This window comes from Micromonospora sp. R311 (assembly GCF_056780015.1).
The window spans coordinates 165,629-180,805 of sequence record NZ_JBSWCE010000004.1; the positions used below are offsets into that span (position 1 = coordinate 165,629).

Genomic DNA, 15,177 nt, shown 5'->3' on the forward strand with positions numbered 1-15,177 from the left:
GGGGTCAGCGCGCCGCCTGCCGGCGGAGCCGCTCGGCCAGTTCCCGCACCGCGTCGCCGAAGCGTTCGTCGGACTCACCCGGCCAGTGCCCGAGGATCGGCGGCGGCACGCTGTCGCTCGGCGGGGCCACCACGTCCCACGGGTCGCGCAGTCTCCGGTCGACGGTGCCCGCCGGCCCGGGCGCCGCCGGCGGCTCCCCGGGCCGGTGCGGGGAGAAGACCCAGCTGCCGATCTGGTCGGTGTCGCGCCACAGGTTCAGCCACCGCCAGCCCACCCGCTCGCCCACCTCGTGCAACACCTCCTGGCTGACGTACGCGGGAAAGAGCCGGGTGTAGAGCCGGCGCAACGGCGACCCGTACGTCAGCAGCGCCACCCGGTCGCGCACGTGCGGCGGCAGCTGCATCACGGTCGCCGCGAGCAGCACCGAACCGTGGCTGTGCCCGGCGAGCAGCACCGCGTCGCCGCGCTCGGTGAGGTAGGTGATCCGCCGGGCCAGCTCGGGCACGGCCCGTTCGGCGTAACAGGGTGGTGCGAACGGGTGGGCGGCCCGCGGCCAGAAGGTGCCGAGGTCCCACACCACCCCGATGTAGCGACGGAACTCGGCCGTGCGGTAGGCGAAGATGCCGCCCACCACCAGGCCGAGGAGCACCGCCGCGATCACGTAGCTGCCGATGCCGATGCCGAAGTTGACCAGGTCGGCCGGCACCCCGAGGTACCGCTCGATGACCTCGCCCGGAAAGAGGTCGAGCAGGCCCAGGACGCTGGTGGCCATGCCGAGCGTGACCAGGCAGGCGTACACCCCGGTGAGCGACTCCAACCGCTCGGTGAACCGGGCCCGGGCGATCGTCTTGGTGACCTGGCGCAGCCGGAACGCGGCCCCCGGTGGGGCGTCGGGGAAGTCCCGGGCGACGCTCGCCGCGGCGGCGCGCAGCCGCCGGCGCCGGGTGAGCACGGTGACCAGGCCGGCGGCGAGCAGCATGGCCAGCACCGCCAGGAAGAAGCCGAAGATCGCCCATTTGTACATCAGCGGCGGGCTGAGCAGCACCCGGTCCGCGGTCGGCTCGTTGCGGTCGAGGAAGTCCGCCACCCGGTAGACCAGCTCGGCGGAGAACGCCACCGCCAGGCCGGTGCCGGCGGCCGCGATGATCGGCGCGCCCAGCCCGTGCAGCGCCGCGCGGCCGTGGCGGCCGCGCCGCCGCACCACCAGCGCGCCGAGCCCGACCAGCAGGACCGTCTGGAAGACGAGCAGGTAGGCGACCATCTCGCCGTGCCCGGGCAGACCGGTCGCCGCCGGCCACGGCCTCCGGTGGGCCGCGACCACGGCGAGAACCAGGAGGGTCAGCCCGCAGGCGGCGTTGCGCACCGTCCGGGTCACCCGGTCGACGCCCGGGCGCATCTCGACCGGGTTGACCACCGGGTACACGCAGACCAGGACGACGCAGGCCACCAGCACCGCGCCGGTGGCCACCGCGAGCGCGACGGTGACGATCGAGGCGTCGGACCGGGCCCGGGCGGTGAGCAGGGCGACGTTCAGCGTGGCGAACGCGGTCGCCACGTGCAGCGAGCGCAACCGCCCCACCAGTGGCGCCGCGTCCCACTGGCCCACGGCGCTCAGCTCGTGCACGGCGGCGATGGACGCGGGCGCCCGGAAGGCGTCGAAGTTGCGCCCCGGGCGGGCGCCGAGCCCCCAGACCACACCGATGGCGGCGATCGGCACCACCGAGAGCACCGCCAGGCGCAGCCCCGGCGACCGCCCGCCCAGCCAGGACAGCCACATCCGCTCGGTCAGGCACTCCGACGACGCCAGGCAGCGCCACGCGACCAGGTCCAGCGCCACCCCGACGATGGAGAGCACGTACAGGGCGGTCAGCGTGAGGGCCAGCACCCGGCACAGGCCCTTCACGACGAACCCGGTCCGGTCCAGCCCGGGCGGGCGCATCCAGATCGCCACGTTGCAGAGCATGAACGGCAGCAGGAACACCAGCGACAGCGTCCGGACCGCGGTCCCCGAGGGCAGGTCGCTCCACCGGTACGCCTCCAGGATCACCCCACCCGCGCCGCGGGTGTCCGGGTAGCCGACCCGCGGCCGGTAGAACCCGCCGCTGCGGTCACCGGCCACCTGCGCCACGTTCGGGCGGTCCAGCACCTGGTCGGCGCCCGCGCCGGACACCCCGTGCACCCGCAGCTCCACGACGTCGTGCGACGCCGCCGGTCCATCGGACATCGACCCCCCGAGACGTCTCCGGCGGCCGGTGGCACCGGTGCCGCCATCCACCTGGCGCCAGGGCCGGTTACCCGTCGCGGGACCGGTCAACCGTGCCGTCGCCGGGCGCGACGGCTCGCAGCGCCCCGGGCGGTGGTGCGCCGCCGGGCCCACGGGTGGTTGGATCACGCCATGGCGAACCCGGTGATCCTGACCATCGACGACGACCCGGTGGTGTCCCGGGCGGTGGCCCGCGACCTGCGCCGTCGCTACGGTGACCGGTACCGGGTGGTACGGGCGGCCTCCGGCGCCGACGGGCTGACGGCGCTGCGGGAGATCAAACTCCGGGGCGAGCAGGTGGCGGTGCTGCTGGCCGACTACCGGATGCCGGAGATGAACGGCATCGAGTTCCTCGAGGCCGCGATGGACCTCTTCCCGGCCGCCCGCCGGGTGCTGCTCACCGCGTACGCGGACACCGACGCCGCGATCGACGCGATCAACCTCGTCGACCTGGACCACTACCTGCTCAAGCCGTGGCACCCGCCGGAGGAGAAGCTCTACCCGGTGGTGGACACGCTGCTGGAGGCGTGGGCGGCCACGCCGGACGCGGCGGCCACCGAGATCCGGGTGGTGGGGCACCGCTGGTCGGCACCGTCGTTCGCGGTGCGCGACTTCCTCGCCCGCAACCTGGTGCCGTTCCGCTGGCTGCTCGCCGACGATCCGGAGGGCGTCCGGCTGCTCGCCGCCGCCGGGGCGACCGAGGCGGACCTGCCGCTGGTGGTCACCGCCGAGGGCAAGGCGTTGATCGCGCCGACCGAGACGGAGCTGGCCGGACTGGCCGGGCTCACCGTGGTGCCCGCGGCCGACTTCTACGACCTGGTGGTGGTCGGCGGCGGCCCGGCCGGCCTCGGCGCGGCGGTGTACGGCGCGTCCGAAGGGCTGCGCACGGTGCTGGTCGAACGGCGGGCCACCGGCGGGCAGGCCGGGCAGAGCAGCCGGATCGAGAACTACCTGGGCTTCCCCGACGGGGTGTCCGGCGCGCAGCTCACCGACCGGGCGCGCCGGCAGGCGCTGAAGTTCGGCGCCGAGCTGCTCAGCACCCGGGAGGTGGTGGGCCTGAGCGAGGCCGGTTCCGCCCGGCTGCTGCGCTTCGGCGACGGCACCGAGATCGCCGCGCACACCGTCGTGCTGGCCACCGGGGTGTCCTACCGGGTGCTCGACGCGCCGGGGCTGGCCCGGTTCACCGGGCAGGGCGTCTTCTACGGCTCCACCGCCACCGAGGCGCCGAGCTGCGTGGAACAGGACGTCTACATCGTCGGCGGGGCCAACTCGGCCGGCCAGGCGGCGGTGCACTTCTCCCGGTACGCCGCGCGGGTGCACCTGCTGATCCGCGGTGCGGACCTGACCGCCTCGATGTCGCGCTACCTGATCGACCAGCTCGACCGGATCGACAACGTCACCGTGTACCCGCACACCGTGGTGGCCGGCGGGTCGGGTGACGGCCACCTCGAACAGCTCACCCTCTGCGACACCCGCACCGGCCGGGCCCGCCAGGTGGCGGCGTCCTGGCTCTTCATCTTCATCGGGGCGGAGCCGCGGACGGAGTGGCTGGACGGGGTGCTGGTCCGGGACCGGCGGGGTTTCGTCGTCACCGGGCCCGACCTGGTCACCGACGGGCGACGGCCGGCCGGCTGGGCGCTGTCGCGGGATCCGTACCACCTGGAGACCAGCCTGCCGGGCGTCTTCGCCGCCGGCGACGTGCGGGCCCAGTCGGTGAAGCGGGTCGCGTCCGCGGTCGGCGAGGGCGCCATGGCGGTCTCGCTGGTGCACCGTTACCTGGAGGCGCAGTGACCACCCCGACGGAGCGGCTGACCCCCGACCAGCTGCGCACCCTGTTCCTGTTCGAGTCGCTCGACGACGAGCAGCTCGGGTGGCTGGCCGAGCACGGCCGGGTGGAGCGGCGCGCCGCCGGCGCCGTCGTCTACCCCGAGGGCGCCGCGGCGACCTGCTTCTACGTCCTGCTCGCCGGGGCGGTGACGCTGAGCCGGCGGGTGCGCGGCGACGAGGTGGTGGTCAGCCGGACCGACCAGCGCGGGGTGTACGGCGGGGCCACCCAGGCGTACCTCGACGACCAGGTCGAGCAGGTCTACCGCAACACGCTGCGGGCGGTCACCGAGGCGGAGTTCTTCGTCCTTCCGGCGGAGACCTTCGCGTACGCCGTCCGCTCCTGGTTTCCGATGGCGATGCACCTGCTGGAGGGGCTCTTCTTCGGCATGCGGGACAGCCAGGCCATCGTCGGCGAGCGGGAACGGCTGCTGGCGCTCGGCTCCCTGTCCGCCGGGCTGACCCACGAGCTGAACAACCCCGCGGCCGCGGCGGTCCGGGCCACCTCGGTGCTGCGCGACCGGGTGGCCGGGATGCGGCACAAGCTGGCGATGATCGCCGACGGCCGGCTCGACGGCCGGGCGCTGCACACGCTCGTGGAACTGCAGGAGGAGGCGGTCGCGCGGGTGGCCGCCGCGCCGCAGCTGAGCCCGATGGCCGCGGCGGACGCCGAGGACGCCCTGACGGACTGGCTGGCGGAGCGCCAGGTCGGAGCCGCCTGGGACCTGGCGCCGACCCTGGTCGGCGGTGGGCTGGACGAGGCGTGGCTGGCCCGGGTGCAGGCGGCGGTGGGCGCGGCGGACCTGGAAGCCGCCGTACGGTGGTTGACCTACACGGTCGAGACCGAGCTGCTGATGCGGGAGATCGGCGACGCGGTCACCCGGATCTCCGGCCTGGTCGGCGCGGCCAAGCAGTACTCGCAGCTGGACCGGGCGCCGTACCAGGTGGTCGACGTGCACGACCTGCTCGACGCCACCCTGGTGATGTTCAAGGGGAAGCTGCCCGCCGGGGTCCGGCTGGTCAAGGAGTACGACCGCGGTCTCCCGCACATCCCGGCGTACGCCGCGGAGCTCAACCAGGTCTGGACCAACCTGATCGACAACGCGCTCGGCGCGATGGGGGAGCAGGGCACCCTGACCGTCCGCACCGGACGGGAGGGCGATCTCCTCGCGGTGGAGATCGCCGACACCGGGCCGGGCATCCCCGCCGACGTGCGACCGCGCATCTTCGAGCCGTTCTTCACCACCAAGCCGGTCGGCGCGGGCACCGGCCTGGGGCTGGACATCTCGTACCGGATCGTGGTCCGTAAGCACCACGGCGACATCCGGGTCGAGTCGGCCCCGGGCGACACCACCTTCCGGGTGCTGCTGCCGCTGGCCGCCGGACCGTCGCCGGCGTCCGGGGCGGAGGCGGCGTCCTGACCCGGTCCCACCCTGGCCGACACGCCGTTGGCACGCGCGTTCGACACGCCCCATCACGGCACGACACGGATCGGTTGCCGGCAGTAATCTCGGGCGACCGGCTCAGCTGCGTCCGCCCGGGGAGGGTCCGTGGAGTCGATGGCCCGCCAGCGCCACCCGTCCGAGCCGGACGACTCCCCGGCCGAACCGGCCGCCGACGCCGCCGGCCCGGTGCTGCCGGAGCTCGAGGATCCGGTCTGGACGCACCGCGCCAGCGACTTCGCGCACATTAGCTTCCGGGCGGTGGCCCGCCGCCTGCCCCGGCTGGTCCGGGAGGCGGTGGCGCTGGCGTGGGCGACCAGCCGCCGGGACACCGCGGTCTCCATCGGGCTGAACGTCGCCGCCGGCGTGATGACCACCTTCGGCCTGCTCGCCACGACCAGCGTGCTGCGCGAGCTGTTCGCCGCCGGTCCCACCCCGGACCGGGTCCGCGCGGCGCTGCCGGCGCTGATCGTGGCCGCCACCGCGGTCGCCGCCCGGGGCGGGCTGCTGATCGCGGCCGGCTGGGCCCAGGCCCGGCTCACCCCGCAGATCAACTACCAGGTGGAGCTACGCCTCTTCGAGGCCACCACGGCGGTCGACCTCGCCGCGTTCGACGACGCCGGCTTCGCCGAGGAGATGGACCGGGCCCGGGACCGGGGGATGACCGAGGCGGCGTTCATCGTGGACCACACCGTCAACCTGGTCACCGGAGTGGTCGGGATGGTCGCCACCGCGGTGGCGGTCGCGGTGATCCAGCCGATCCTGCTGCCCTGCCTGCTGCTCGCGGCGGTGCCCGAGGCGGTCACCGCGGTCCGGGTGGCCCGCCGGCAGTACCTCGCCATGCTCGCCCGGATCACCCGCCGCCGGCGGATGTGGATGCTGGCGCACCTGATGGCCAACCGGCGCACCGCGGCCGAGGTGCGCGCCTACCAGATGCGCGGGTTCCTGCTCGCCGAGTACCGCAGCGTGATGGCCGTCGAGACCCGGGCCCACCTGCGCCTGGTCCGGTCGCAGACCGGCACCCGGCTGGTGGGTGCGAGCATCTCCGGGCTCGCCGCGTTCGGCGTCTACGCGGTCCTCGGCGCCCTGCTCCTCGGCGGGCTGGTCGCGCTCGCCGCCGCCGCGACCGCGCTGCTGGCCCTCCAGTCGGCGCGCAGCAGTCTCGGCATCGCGGTGCTGGCCACCAACTCGCTCTACGAGGACGCGCTCTACTACCAGGACTACCGGGACTTCCTGGAGCGCGCCCGCGCCCGGGTGCCGGCCGGCGGCGGGCGGCCGGTCGACGGCTTCGAGGTGATCGAACTCGACCGGGTCAGCCTGCGTTACCCGGACACCGCACAGCCGGCCGTCGACGAGGTGAGCCTCACCGTGCGACGGGGGCAGGTGATCGCCCTGGTCGGCGAGAACGGCTCGGGCAAGACCACGCTGGCCAAGCTCATCGCCGGGTTGTACCGGCCGACCGCGGGCGCCATCCGGTGGGACGGCGTGGACACCGCCGACCTGGACCCGTACGCCGTGGGTGGGCAGGTGGCGGTGATGAGCCAGGACTGGTGGAGGTTCCCGTTCACCGCCGGGCAGAACATCCGGATCGGCCGCCACGACCGGCCGCCCGACCGGCCCGGGCCGAGCGTGCGGGAGGCGGCCCGGGCGGCCGCCGCCGACGAGCTGATCGACAACCTGCCGTACGGCTACGACACGTTGCTCGACCGGGAGTTCAAGAACGGCCACGACCTCTCCGGCGGGCAGTGGCAGCGGCTGGTCGCCGCGCGCGGTCTCTACCGCGACGCCGCGCTGTTGATCTGCGACGAGCCGTCCGCCGCGCTCGACGCCCGGGCCGAGCACGCGCTCTTCCGGCACCTGCGCCGGCACCCGGACCGGGCCGTCATCCTGATCACCCACCGGCTCGCCAACGTCCGGCACGCCGACCAGATCTTCGTGCTCGACCAGGGGCGGCTGGTCCAGCACGGCACCCACGACGACCTGATGGCCGCCGGCGGTCTCTACCGGGAGCTGTTCGAGCTGCAGGCCAGCGGTTACCTGGCCCGCGGCCCGGAGGCCGGTGACGCCGTCGCCCGTTGACCCGGCCCGCTGCGCCGGCGCGCCCGCCCGCGAACCGAGCCCCGCGCCCCGTGTGTTGACCTCGAGCGCACTCGAATTCCTAGCGTGGGCGACGCCCCGGCGGGTCCGCCGCCGGGGCGGACAGCGCGAGGAGCACGAGTATGCGTTACCGGGTACTGGGCGGCACCGGCATCGAGGTCAGCGTCCACGCCCTCGGCACGATGATGTTCGGCGCGGTCGGCAACCCCGACCACGACGACTGCGTGCGGATCATCCACGCCGCCCTCGACCGGGGGGTCAACCTCGTCGACACCGCCGACATGTACTCCGCGGGGGAGAGCGAGCGGATCGTCGGCCGGGCGCTGCGGGGCCGGCGCGACGACGTGGTGCTCGCCACCAAGGTGCACTTCCCGATGGGCGAGGGCCCCAACCGTGGCGGCAACTCCCGCCGCTGGATCCTGCGGGCGGTGCACGAGAGCCTGCGCCGGCTGGACACCGACTGGATCGACCTCTACCAGGTCCACCGCCCCGACCACACCACCGACATCGAGGAGACCCTCGGCGTGCTCAGCGACCTCGTCCGGGCCGGCACCATCCGGGCGTTCGGCTGCTCCACCTTCCCGGCCGAGGAGATCGTCGAGGCGCAGCACGTCGCCGAGCGGCGCGGCCTGGGCCGGTTCCGCACCGAACAGCCGCCGTACTCGATCCTGGCCCGGGGCATCGAGGCCGACGTGCTGCCGGTCTGCCAGCGGTACGGCATGGGCGTGCTGGTCTGGAGCCCGCTCGCCTCCGGCTTCCTCTCCGGCCGGTACCGGGAGGGTCGCCCGGTGGACCTGGCGACGGGCCGTCCGGGGCTGACCCCGGCCCGCTTCGACCCTTCGCTTCCCGGCAACGTGGCCAAGTACCGGGCGGTCGAGGAACTGGTGGAGCTGGCCGCGAGCCTCGGCCGTACGCTGCCGGAGCTGGCGGTCGCGTTCACCGTGGCCCACCCGGGCGTCACCTCGGCGATCATCGGCCCGCGCACCATGGCCCAGCTGGACGGGCTGTTGGCCGGCGCCACCCTGAGCCTGGACGACGCCACCCTCGACCGGATCGACGAAATCGTCCCACCGGGCACCAACCTGTACGCCCCGGACGGCGCGTGGCGCCGGCCGGTGTTGACCGATCCGGCCCGCCGGCGCCGCCCGCCCGCCGACCGCGCCGCCGCCTGACGGTCAATCCGGGGCCCGTCGGCGAAAGCCGTGGCCCGGACTCCCCCAACGGGAAGTCCGGGCCACGGCCGGGCCAGGAGGCGGCGTCAGCTGGAGTAGCCGCGCTCGGCGATCCAGGTGGCCACCTTGTCGTCGGTCATCCAGTAGTGCTTCTTCGGGTCGTACGGGTCGGCGATCTGCAGCGTCTCGCCGTTGTCCCGGTAGCCGATGATGGTCACGTAGTGGCCGCCCGGGAACGAGTGCCGGCGCCCCTCGGTGTCGACGGCGGTGCCCATGGTGTTGGCCACCACGCCACGCCTGGCGTCGACCGCCTCGATCACGTCGGTGCGCAGCTTGGCGACCTGTTCCGGCCCGGCGGTGGGGCCACTGATCACGGTGGTCTCGTAGCCGCCGCCGGTCATCTCGTTGAGCACCCGGGTGGTGTCGTCGGCCGACCTGGTGCCGGCCTTGGTGGTGCCCAGCTTCTCGGCCACCTCCCGCTGGCTCGGGGTCTTGCCCTGGGTGGACAGGGCGATCCGGGTCGCGGCCGGAGCGCAGTAGTAGTCGTTCGGCTGCCGCTGGTAATCGTGGTCGAGCACCTTCTTGTCCTGACCAGGGGGCTCCTCCGCCTGCACGGCGATGGCCGGTTTCGCCGGCGGGGTCTCGGCGGGGATCGCCGGAACCGCGACGGCTCCACCGGTCATCAGCAGACCGGCAACCGACAGCGCGCTCTTGCGGAAGATCGAGTTCATCGTGAAGCTCCCATCGGGTTGACGCCGCTGGGATCGGAAGCGCAGGCACCGCGGGTAGCAGAGGGGCCCGCGGTACGCCGGAAGGTCAACCGCTTCCGGACGCTCCCGGTTCCCGGGCTCTCGATTGGCTTCCCGGCTCTCGCCGGATGGTTACCCGACCCGGGTTCGCGAAAACGCCAGCGGGACCGCCCGGTTCGTACTACACTGCTCCTCCCCACGGGGCCGCCGGTTCGCCGACGCATTCCCACCGGCCGCGTCGGCCGTCCGGGACCGCTCCCAGTCGAAGGCCGACGCCGAGCCCGATCTCGACCGGCCACAGCGTTCTCAGCCGGCCGATTCTCCGGTTACGGGATGTCGCGGTGTCCGGATGCCGGCGACACCCCGACATCCGGCAAGCGTGTGGATCGCGTTGGCGACGGGGGCGCCCGACCGGGGATGAAACACCGGACCGGTCGGGCATCGTCGTGCGATACCCGACCGGCCGTGAACTACCGGGCGGCAGGCGGCCCGGCGGCGGAGGCGCCTGACCGACGCCGCCGACGGTCGTGGGCGGCTCAGATCCGGCGGGCGGTACGCCACCGGTCCGGCCAGTAACCCATGCCGTCGAGGATGGGCTCGCCGGACAGGTCTCCCATGGTCGGACCGTCGGTCTGGGAACGGCTGGAGACGAACCGGTGGTGGCCGCTGTCATCGAGGCCGAGGTAGATGCCGGAGTGGTCGATCTGCCGGCTCGGCACCGGCTGGGCGTTGAAGAACAGCAGGTCGCCGGGGAGCAGGCGGTCGATGCCACGGGGTCGCTGGCCGGTGTTGGGTGTGAGGGCCACACCGGGGCCCACCTCGGCCATCGCGTACGCCCGGCGCGGCAGCCCGTCACCCGGGTTGTTGGTGCCGAGCAGCGGATATCCGAGCCGGTGACCGTAGACCATCCGCAGGTAGCCGGAGCAGTCCAGGGCGAGCGCCCGCTGCGGCTCGGGCATCTCGTTCTTGCCGTCCGGGAACGACCACGGCACCTGCAGGTAGTCGTAGAAGTCGGAGCGCTCCTGCCGGCCATCCGGATCCGTCGGGTCCGGCGGCCCGAACGAGGCGTCCCCCGAATACTGCTGTCCCTGGTTGTCCTTCTTCGCCGGGGCTCCGTCGACGTACTCCATGGCGATCGCCAACACGTCCGGTGAGCGGTCGTTGCGCACCCCGGCGAGCCAGTCGGTGAACCACTGCTCGTGTTCGGCGCCGGCACGCCACGGCTGCGGTGCGAGGCGAACCCAGACATCGGTCTCGACCTTCGCAGCGGTGAAGCGAGGTTCCTCGAACGTCCGGAGCGGACCGTAGATCTGCACGGTTCGGGCGCCATCGGTCATGGTCGCGACAGGCTGCCCCGACGAGTCGATGATCTCCGTACGGTCAGGGTCCGTCGAGCGCTGGTAGGTGTACCCGGACGTGCCGCGGGCGGGGCCCTGGGACGGGTCGGCCGTGCCCAGGGTGATCACCGGTTGGTCCGCCGGCGACGGCAGCACCAGGGCATAGGTGCCCGCGCCGACGGCGAGCAACAGGGCGAACACGCCGGTAGTCAGAAGTACGGTCCGTCTGCGCAGGTACGTCCAGTACTTCATGCCCGCGTCTCCTTTCGCGACTCGGCTCTGGGCTGCGCTCAGGTCACCGGCACGAAGCCGGCGACAACGCCGCTGTACGCGACGCCGAACGTGATGGCGGTCACGATGAACGTCGCCATGATGGTGGCCTTCGGTGGCTGCCGTACGAGCTGGTACGCGATGAGCCCAGGGATGACGAAGCCGAGCGTCTGGTGGGCGAACAGCAGCGGAAGGTCACGTTGGACGATGACGAACAGGGTCAGCTGCAACAGGACGCTGAGCAGCACGATCGCCGCGAACAGCCGCTTGCCGTAGAGGATCACCACCCGTTGCATCACCCGGGTGAGCACGTAGGTGAGCACGGTCATCCCCGCGATGATCACCGCCTGCAGCTGGTCCTCGATGAGGGTCAGCGCGATCCACCCGGGCGTGATCATGCCGCCCGGCGAGAGGTTGGTGGTCAGGTAGCACAGCAGCGCGAACACCAGGCCGATCCCGAGGCTCGCGGTAGCCAACTGGGCGCTGAGTTCTCCGCCGAAGGTCATCGCTGAATCCTTTCTCCGGTCGGCGTACGAAGCGTGGAGGCCGCTGGAGAGCCGTCCTCGCAGGTCCAGCCCGGCAGTTCCGCCAGTTTGTGGATCAGGACCTCGCCCTGCCCGTGGATGTTTCCGACGGCGACGATCGACGAGTCGGCCGGCGTCTCCGCCATCACGCCCTCGAGCAGGCTGTCCGGGGGAAGCTTGCCGCCGATGTCGACCACCCGGTCCTGAAGCTCGGACGGCACGCTCGTACGCGCGCTCTTGGTCACCTCGCCGATGAGAACTATCTTCTCCGGTCGCACCCGGCCGCTGAGCTCGCCCATCTGACCGTTGCGTTCGATCCGGTCGGGCCGGCAGTTGACCACCATCGTCAGCGGGCGGGTGATGAGGTGCTGATTCTCCAGTTGCTGGATGTTCATGAAGGTGGACTCGGGATCGTTGGCGGCGAAGATGTTGGCGAACCGCATCCGCTTGCTGCCGTGCATCACCCGCGCCACGGACAGCACACCGGGGTCGGGCGGTGCTTCCCACATGCCCTTGAGCGCGCTGTGCCGGTCGACGCCCAGTTGCTCGGCGACGGCCAGTGCGATGGCGACGTTCTCCTTGAACGTGATCCACCCGAACCCGTCCATCTCGCGGTCGGTCACCGACTCCGGATCGACCGCGATGAGGCGGCAGTCGCGTCGATCGGCCTCCTCCTGCAGGATCGCCAGCCGTTCCCGCTCCGCCGTGATGCAGACGCCACCGACCGGCATGGACCGGCTCAGCGACCGGGCCACGTCGTCCAGGGTGGGCCCCATCTCGGTGAGATGGTCCTCCCGCACGTTGCACAGCACCCCGATGTTCGACCGGATCAGCTTGCTCTGGTTGACCTCCTGCAGTGCCGGCATCACCGCCATGCACTCCATGACCAGGGCGTCGGGGTGGTAGACGGCGGCCCGCCGCACGATCCCGATCTGCTCCACCACGTTCGCGATGCCGAACTTCCGGTGCACCGGCTCCTCGCTGGCGTCCGGGAAGATGAACCGGGCAGCGGTGCCGGTGGTCTTGGCCACCACCACCCGGCCGCCGCCGCGCAGCGCACCGGCACAGAGCCGGGTGATGGAGCTCTTACCGCGGATGCCGTTGACCAGCACGCGGTCCGGGATCTTCTCCAGGTTGCGGTTGTGGTTGCGGTGCTCGATGATCCCGGCGACGAGCAGAGCCAGGCAACAAAGGACGAATACGACGTATAGGTATGCCACGTCAGTCCCCTTCGTCTCGGCCGGCAGCATGGTTGCCGGCGCGATAGACGGTCGGCGGGGCGACCCTCTCCGCGTCGGCTCGCGGCGGAATCTCGGGGAGCACCGCGGTCGGGTCGTCCTCCGTGCCGCGGATCCGCGGCACACCGCCCAGCCGGGCGGAGCCGGTGTGCCGGGCCTGACGGCAGATCTCCAGACACATGGCCAGTTCCCCGATGTCGTCGTGTCGTTGCGGCGGGATGGGCTCCTCGACCGAGCCGTCGCGGATCTTGTCGGCCTCGGTCGCGAGCCGCCGCAGCGGCCGGGCGAAGACGTAGTACTGCCACACCTGGGTGAGCAGCACGACCCCGGTCGCCGCGCCGGCGACCAGCAGCGTCCAACGGCGTCCGTCGCTCTGCGGCAGCCGCAGTCCGGCGAGGTCCTGCTCCACGACCAGCGACCACTTCAGCGGGGCGACCGTGTTGGGCTTGTTCAAGCCGGACGCCGCGATCAACGCCGCGCCGCCGCCGGGTTTCTCGGCCCGCCCCACGGTGCCGCCGTTCAGCGCCTCGGCCGCGGCGCCGCGCGCGCTACCCTCCAGCTCCTCGAAGGCGCGGAAGCCCTCGGAGTCGAAGACCGTGCGCAGGTCCTCGTCCACGACCCGGGCCTGACCGTCCACCGCGCGCAGCATCTCCAGCAGGTAGTCGATGTCGTACTCACCGACGGTCGCGACGCCGTTGGCGCCCACCCGGAAGGCGTAGACCACCGGGACACGCGCGGTCTTGTCGTCCAGATCGATGCCGGCCTCACCCCGCAGCGGCTCCTTTCGCAGCGGGTCACGCCCGGCAGAGCTGATGACCGAACCGCTCGAATCCATCAGGTAGATGGCGCGGAATCGCTGCTTGTCGGCCAGTTCCTGCTTGAGCAGCGGGGTCATCTGGGCGGGGTCGCCGGCCTCGGCGGCCTGGGAGATGCGGATCACCGTCTGCAGGCCGTTGTTGAGCGCCCTACCCATCAGCGTGCTCGCCGCCTCGGCCCGGCTCTCCTCGTCCTTGACGAGTTGCTCGGGGATCGACGGCTTGGGCGCGCCGATCGTGGTCGCCACCGCCGCCGCCGGCCAGAAGAGAGCCGCGACCGTGGCCACGGCCAGGGCCTGCGTCACGGTCGGCCGCCACCGCCACCGCCACCGGGTGCGCGGAGCGCTGGCGGACGACGGGTCACCGGAGGTGGTGGCCAGCGCCTGGGCGATGCGGTGCGCCTCCGCGATGCGCAGCGGGTGCCGCTTCTTGGGTGCGGCACCGGAGGCGTTGGCCTTGGCCTGCTCCAGCAGCGAGCGCACGGGCCGGACCAGCGCCAGCCGCATCAGCAGGAAGCTCGGCACCGCCAGTGCCAGCAGCGTCAGGCCGAGCAGGAGACCGCGGACCGTGGAGGTGCCGCCCGTCTCCTCGGCGACGATCAAGGTCGCCAGCGTCACCCCGGTGTTCCCCACCGGTGCGGAGGAGACGACCAGTTGCCGGTCCGGCCACTCGGTCACCCTGATCGGGTGGCCCTCGCTGGACTTCGACTGCGCCAGTCCCTGGAAGACCACCGGCAGGTGGATCTCGTCGACGGCGCTGACCCCCTGCATCAGGGTGCTCTTGCCGTCCGGTGTGATCACGAAAACGCCCTGCCGGGCCTTGGGGTTGAGCCGCAGCTCGTCCATGTTGAGCGGCTGCATCGCCAGCAGGGTCCGCGATCCGTCCAGTGCGATGTTGCGGACCAGCGCCGGACCGTCCTCCGTGGTGACCGGGAAGACGTTGGCCGGCAACGTCGGCGGCAGCTGGTCCAGGGGCACCTCCGGTCCGAGGGTCGCCAGCGGACGGCGGGTGGCGGTCTCCATGATCGTGGCCCCGTTCCAGGTGGCTCCGTCCCCCACCACCCGTTTCAGCAGCTCGGGGTCCGGCGTCCCTGGTGCCCGGGTCGAGACCTGTTGGTCGAGCTCCTCCACCGAGTGCTGGATGGTCAGTCGCGTGCTGGTGGCGACCTTCGACACGTTGTCCCGTTGCGAATCCACCACCGCCGGGGGCACGCCCCGCTGGTGGTTGAGTGCGAACCCCAGCACGATGGCCGCCGCCAGGAACATCGTCACCCAGAGATACACCAGCGACGGCTTACCGGAACCCGCAGGAAATCCGGCGCTCGGCAGCTGCTGCTCCAGCGCGCGGCGCCGCCAGGCGACCATCTCCTCCGGCGGCAGCGTCTCGGCCGGTTTTCCCGCCACGGAAGCGCTGCCGCGGAACCTCTGCTGAGCCGTGCCCCGGTCA

10 protein-coding genes are annotated in these 15,177 nt (G+C 72.5%); 4 read left to right on the plus strand and 6 right to left on the minus strand.

Features of this window, described 5'->3' with window-relative positions:
- Positions 1–4: 4 nt before the first annotated feature.
- The gene (locus AC1WTP_RS04780; RefSeq protein WP_481648029.1) at positions 5–2,224 is read right to left on the minus strand and encodes a hypothetical protein; all 2,220 of its coding nucleotides are present in this window, start codon (positions 2,222–2,224) and stop codon (positions 5–7) included.
- A gap of 171 nt (positions 2,225–2,395) precedes the next feature.
- Between AC1WTP_RS04780 and AC1WTP_RS04785 the strand changes: the two genes are divergently transcribed.
- The 4 genes from AC1WTP_RS04785 (at position 2,396) to AC1WTP_RS04800 (ending at position 8,798) form a co-directional block, all read left to right on the plus strand.
- Positions 2,396–4,054, plus strand: a complete 1,659-nt coding sequence (locus AC1WTP_RS04785) for an NAD(P)/FAD-dependent oxidoreductase (RefSeq protein WP_481648030.1) — start codon at positions 2,396–2,398, stop codon at positions 4,052–4,054.
- Positions 4,051–5,508, plus strand: a complete 1,458-nt coding sequence (locus AC1WTP_RS04790) for an ATP-binding protein (protein ID WP_481648031.1) — start codon at positions 4,051–4,053, stop codon at positions 5,506–5,508. The genes AC1WTP_RS04785 and AC1WTP_RS04790 overlap by 4 nt, the downstream gene beginning before the upstream one ends.
- 138 nt (positions 5,509–5,646) lie before the next feature.
- Positions 5,647–7,608, plus strand: coding sequence for an ABC transporter ATP-binding protein (locus AC1WTP_RS04795; protein WP_481648091.1), 1,962 nt, complete (start codon positions 5,647–5,649; stop codon positions 7,606–7,608).
- 140 nt (positions 7,609–7,748) lie between these two features.
- Positions 7,749–8,798: an aldo/keto reductase gene (locus AC1WTP_RS04800; protein ID WP_481648032.1), complete on the plus strand. Its 1,050-nt coding sequence runs from the start codon at positions 7,749–7,751 to the stop codon at positions 8,796–8,798.
- 86 nt (positions 8,799–8,884) lie between these two features.
- Here the strand turns inward: AC1WTP_RS04800 and AC1WTP_RS04805 are convergent, their stop codons facing one another.
- From AC1WTP_RS04805 to AC1WTP_RS04825, 5 genes are all read right to left on the minus strand, one after another.
- Complete coding sequence (locus AC1WTP_RS04805) at positions 8,885–9,529, minus strand: C39 family peptidase (RefSeq protein ID WP_481648033.1); 645 nt, start codon at positions 9,527–9,529, stop codon at positions 8,885–8,887.
- Between the two features lie 554 nt (positions 9,530–10,083).
- Entirely contained in the window at positions 10,084–11,136 is a 1,053-nt protein-coding gene (locus AC1WTP_RS04810) for an NlpC/P60 family protein (RefSeq protein WP_481648034.1), read from the minus strand.
- A 38-nt stretch (positions 11,137–11,174) separates the two neighbouring features.
- Positions 11,175–11,660, minus strand: coding sequence for a poly-gamma-glutamate biosynthesis protein PgsC/CapC (locus AC1WTP_RS04815; RefSeq protein ID WP_481648035.1), 486 nt, complete (start codon positions 11,658–11,660; stop codon positions 11,175–11,177).
- Positions 11,657–12,898, minus strand: a complete 1,242-nt coding sequence (gene pgsB, locus AC1WTP_RS04820; protein WP_481648036.1) for a poly-gamma-glutamate synthase PgsB — start codon at positions 12,896–12,898, stop codon at positions 11,657–11,659. Before pgsB ends, AC1WTP_RS04815 begins: the two co-directional genes overlap by 4 nt.
- A gap of 1 nt (position 12,899) precedes the next feature.
- Positions 12,900–15,134, minus strand: a complete 2,235-nt coding sequence (locus AC1WTP_RS04825; RefSeq protein WP_481648037.1) for a HAMP domain-containing protein — start codon at positions 15,132–15,134, stop codon at positions 12,900–12,902.
- Positions 15,135–15,177: the final 43 nt, after the last annotated feature.